Genomic DNA, 4,417 nt, shown 5'->3' on the forward strand with positions numbered 1-4,417 from the left:
CGCGTGGTGTATTTCCACGTGGCCGGACATTACGTCGAAGCCGAGGATCTTCGGGTCGACACCCATGGTTCGGATGTTTCCGATCCGGTCTGGGAGCTGCTCGACACGGCCTATGCGCATTTCGGCCCTGTCCCGACCCTGCTGGAACGCGATTTCAACATTCCGCCGCTGCCCCAGCTGCTGACCGAGGTTGATCGCATTCACGCCATCCAGGCACCGTACCGCAAGGCGGAGGTCGCCAATGGCTGACACACCGAAGCAGGACTTCCGTCAGCAGCAATATGCTTTTGCCGCGCACCTGCGCAATCCCGACAAGCACCCTGCGCCGTCCGATATCGAAGCACGACGCATGAAGGTCTACAGCGATCTCTTCTTCAACAGCATTGCGAGCCTGCTGTCCGGCACCTACCCCGTGCTCTCGGAACTGCTCGGCGAAGATCGCTGGCGAGTGCTGGTTCGGCAATTCTTCGAGCATCACCAGTCACATTCCCCCCTGTTCCTCGAGGTGCCACAGGAATTTCTTGCCTTCCTGCAGGAGGAATTCGAGAACGACGGCAGCTGGCCAGGCTTCATGCTGGAACTTGCCCATTACGAATGGGTGGAGCTGGCCTTGTCCATCGCCCCCGATGAAGCGATGGAAAATGTCGACCCCGACGGAAATATGCTGGAAGGAGTCCCGGTCCTTTCCTCCGTGGCATGGCCGCTGGCGTACGAATGGCCGGTCCATCGACTCTCCCCGAGCTTCCAGCCGGAGACGCCGGAAGACCAGCCGACCTTCGTGGTCGTCTATCGCAAACCTGACGACACCGTCGGATTCACGGTGTTGAATGGCCTGACGGCGCGCTTGCTGGAAGTCATTGGTGAGAACACAAACGATGACAAGGAAATGAACGGCGCCGACATTCTCCGCCAGGTCGCTGGCGAAATCGGTCACCCGGATCCCGAGGCTGTCGTCAAGGCAGGCGAAAAGATGCTGGATGACCTGCGCAGCGAACACGTGCTGCTGGGAACAAGGAAACAAGTCGGGAAACTCTCATGAAGGAAAAAGAATGATCGCACTCATCAACAAGGCGCAGGACCTGCTCGATGGCACCCGCGCGGTGGACTGGCTCGGGCCACTGGCATTGAGACTCTACCTGGTCCCGGTCTTCTGGGTCGCCGGCATGAACAAGGTCAATGGCTTCGAGAACATCGTCGAATGGTTCGGCAACCCGGACTGGGGTCTCGGCCTGCCCTTTCCCTTCCTGATGGCGGCATTGGCCACTGCTGCGGAAGTCGGCGGCGCGATCGCCCTGGCGCTGGGCCTGGCAACCCGTTGGGCCAGCATTCCGTTGATGGTCACCATGCTCGTGGCTGCTGTGACCACGCACTGGCACAACGGCTGGCAGGCGGTCGCCGATCCGAAGAGCCCCTTCGCAGGTGCCGACGTCGGCGAAGCCATGGACCGACTCGACCGGGCCCGCTCGATCCTGCAGGAACATGGCAACTACGAGTGGCTCACGGAGCATGGCAGCATTGTCGTTTCCAACAACGGCATCGAATGGGCGGCCACTTACTTCGTCATGTTGCTGGCACTGTTTTTCATCGGCGGCGGCAAGTACGTCAGCGCCGACTACTGGATCGCAAAGCGATTCCGTCGCTGAGACAAGGATTCAGCGCATGAAAAAGGCCACCGCAAGGTGGCCTTTTTCATGTATCCGGATCCTGCTTACTTCTTGCGCGGCAGGATCATCTGGAAGTCTTCCGAGCGCGGCAGGCTCTCGAAGGTCTCGACCAGGTCCTGCGGCGGCGGCGCGATCTTGCGTGCCCGCGTATCCATCCAGGCACCATCCATGTCCAGTACGCAGCAGAGCTCATCACCACGACGGATCTCGTGGCGCATGTTCCATTTGCGATGATCTTCCGAGAGACCGGTGATCAACACGTTGATGGTGATCTCGTCACTCATGTGCAGCTCGCGCATGAACTTCGCTTCCTCGCGGAACAGCACCGGGCCGACACCGTTCTTCATCATCCACTCGATGCCGAAGCCATGCTTCTGCAGGAAGGCGACACGCGCGGCAGCGCCGTAATCATAGAAAGCTGAATGGCGCACATGGCCATTCGGATCGAGATCCGACCAGCGGACCGATACATCCTGGGTAAAGACTTCCATCTGTTTTGCTCCGGGTATTGTCTTGTTCGCAGCGCTACTTCTTGCGCTTGGGAATGTACAGATCGGTAATCGTGCCTTCGAAGGCTTCGGCCGACAGCCCCACCGATTCCGACAGGGTCGGGTGCGGATGGATGGTCAGGCCGATATCAGCCGCGTCACAGCCCATTTCGATGGCCAGGCAGATTTCGGCGATCAGCTCGCCGGCATTCGGGCCGACCGTCGCACCACCAATGACACGATCTGTCTTCCTGTCGAACACCAGCTTGGTGAAGCCATCATCCCGTCCCTGCGCCAGGGAACGACCGGACGCGGCCCAGGGGAACTTGCCTGTTTCGATATCGAGGCCGTCGGCCTTGGCCTGCTCCTCGGTCACGCCGACCCAGGCGACTTCCGGATCGGTGTAGGCCACCGACGGAATCACGCGGGCATCGAAGAAACTCTTCTCGCCGGCAGCCACTTCCGCCGCCACCTTGGCTTCGTGCGTGGCCTTGTGTGCCAGCATGGGCTGGCCGACGAGGTCGCCAATGGCAAAGATATGATCGACATTGGTACGCATCTGCTTGTCGACGTCGATGAAACCGCGATCACTGACATTCACGCCCGCCTTGTCGGCATCCACCTTGCCACCATTGGGCACGCGACCCACCGCGACCAGCACGCGATCGAAGATCTGGTCGCCGTCGGGAGCGTTCTTGCCGTCGAACGACACCTTGATGCCGTTCTTCTGCGCCTTCATTGCCGTCACCTTGGTGCCGGTCATGATCGCCGCATAGCGATCCTTGATACGTTTCAGCAGGGGCCGCACCAGGTCCTTGTCGGCGCCCGGCATGATGCCGTCGGCCAGCTCGACCACGGTGACTTCCGACCCCAGCGCTTCGTAGACGCAAGCCATCTCGAGACCGATAATGCCGCCGCCAATCACCAGCAACTTGCCGGGAATGTCCTTCAGTTCCAGCGCACCGGTGGAATCCATGATGCGCTCGTCTTCCGGCGCGAACGGCAGCTTCACCGGTTCGGAACCGGCCGCAATGATCGCCTGCTCGAAACGCACGATTTTCTTGTCGTCCTTGCCATCTACAAGGCCCTCGACTTCGACGTGATGCGCATCGAGGAACCGTCCATAGCCATTGACCACGCTCACCTTGCGCTGCTTGGCCATGCTGGCGAGACCGCCGGTCAGCTTGCCGACCACCGAGTTCTTCCACTCCGCCAGTTTCGGCAGCTTGATCTTGGGCTTGCCGAACTCGATGCCGTAATCCGACATGTGTGCGGCTTCGTCCATCACCTTCGCGGCATGCAGCAGTGCCTTGGACGGGATGCAGCCTACATTCAGGCAGACACCGCCCAGCGAGGACCAGCGCTCGACCATGACAACCTGCTTGCCGAGATCGGCAGCGCGGAACGCGGCGGTGTAGCCGCCAGGGCCCGCGCCCAGCACAAGAACCTCGCACTCCACATCGGCCTTGCCCGAATAGCTGCCCGGCTTGGGCGCAGGCTTTTCTGCCTTCTTGTCGGCTTGCTTGCTGGCTTTCTTGTCGGCCGGCTCGTCTTTCGCATTGCTGGCCGATGCATCGGCTTCCAGCACGGCAATCACGTCGCCCTCGGACACCTTGTCACCGGTGCCGACTTTCAAGGACGTGATGGTGCCTGCCTGCGGGGCTGGCACATCCATGGCCGCTTTATCTGTCTCAAGCGTAATCAACGGTGACTCGGCTTCGACCTTGTCCCCTGCCTTGACCAGCACGTCGATGATTTCGACGTTTTCGAAATCGCCAATGTCCGGAACCTTGATGTCAATGTTCTTTGCCATGCTGGAATCCTTATTCGTTTTCTTCAGTTGCCGTCGCGGGCGACAGGTTGATGCCGGCGGCCATCATTGCGGCTGCCAGGCGGGTGCGGACCCTCGCAATCGCCTCGGCATCCGGATGCTCGACCAACAAACCATTCATGACGCTGTTCAAAGATTTGCTCGTGAGCTGGATGCGCTCGACAATGACTTCGCGCTCGCGGGCGCCGAGGTCATTCGCTTCCAGCATCCGCGCCTGGTAGACCATCTCGCTCGCCAGGTTGCGCGCAGCTCTCTCGTGAAAACCCTGCCAGGCAATGCCACCCGCCACTGCTGCACCGAGTAGCGAACCGAGCAGGAATACAAACACCATTCTGGTTTTCATTCGAGACCCCAGCTTCCGATCAGGCCTGGCCGCGCTCGGCGATCACCGCGCGAAAATACGACTCGGCTTCAAGGAAATCACCCTGCTTCGC

6 protein-coding genes are annotated in these 4,417 nt (G+C 60.4%); 3 read left to right on the forward strand and 3 right to left on the reverse strand.

Features of this window, described 5'->3' with window-relative positions:
- The 3 genes from R3217_10355 to R3217_10365 all read left to right on the forward strand — a co-directional run.
- Positions 1-249, forward strand: a 249-nt coding sequence (locus R3217_10355) for a DUF692 family protein (GenBank protein ID MDX1455843.1), incomplete at its 5' end; no start/stop codon positions are given.
- A complete protein-coding gene (locus R3217_10360; protein MDX1455844.1) occupies positions 242-1,039 on the forward strand; it encodes a putative DNA-binding domain-containing protein in 798 nt (265 codons plus the stop codon). The genes R3217_10355 and R3217_10360, both read left to right, overlap by 8 nt.
- A gap of 10 nt (positions 1,040-1,049) precedes the next feature.
- Positions 1,050-1,643 (forward strand): DoxX family protein, encoded by a 594-nt coding sequence (locus R3217_10365; protein MDX1455845.1) that lies wholly within the window; start codon positions 1,050-1,052, stop codon positions 1,641-1,643.
- A gap of 65 nt (positions 1,644-1,708) precedes the next feature.
- On the opposite strand, the gene R3217_10370 is transcribed toward R3217_10365, so the two are convergent.
- Genes R3217_10370 through R3217_10380 form a run of 3 tightly spaced genes read right to left on the reverse strand, consistent with a single transcriptional unit; the run spans position 1,709 to position 4,326 of the window.
- The gene (locus R3217_10370; protein MDX1455846.1) at positions 1,709-2,155 is read right to left on the reverse strand and encodes a thioesterase family protein; all 447 of its coding nucleotides are present in this window, start codon (positions 2,153-2,155) and stop codon (positions 1,709-1,711) included.
- Between the two features lie 34 nt (positions 2,156-2,189).
- Positions 2,190-3,965, reverse strand: coding sequence for a dihydrolipoyl dehydrogenase (gene lpdA, locus R3217_10375; protein MDX1455847.1), 1,776 nt, complete (start codon positions 3,963-3,965; stop codon positions 2,190-2,192).
- A gap of 10 nt (positions 3,966-3,975) precedes the next feature.
- Positions 3,976-4,326, reverse strand: coding sequence for a hypothetical protein (locus tag R3217_10380; GenBank protein MDX1455848.1), 351 nt, complete (start codon positions 4,324-4,326; stop codon positions 3,976-3,978).
- Positions 4,327-4,417 lie beyond the last annotated feature (91 nt).

Source organism: Gammaproteobacteria bacterium (assembly GCA_033720895.1).
Lineage (GTDB): Bacteria > Pseudomonadota > Gammaproteobacteria > Natronospirales > JAJUFS01 > JAWWBS01.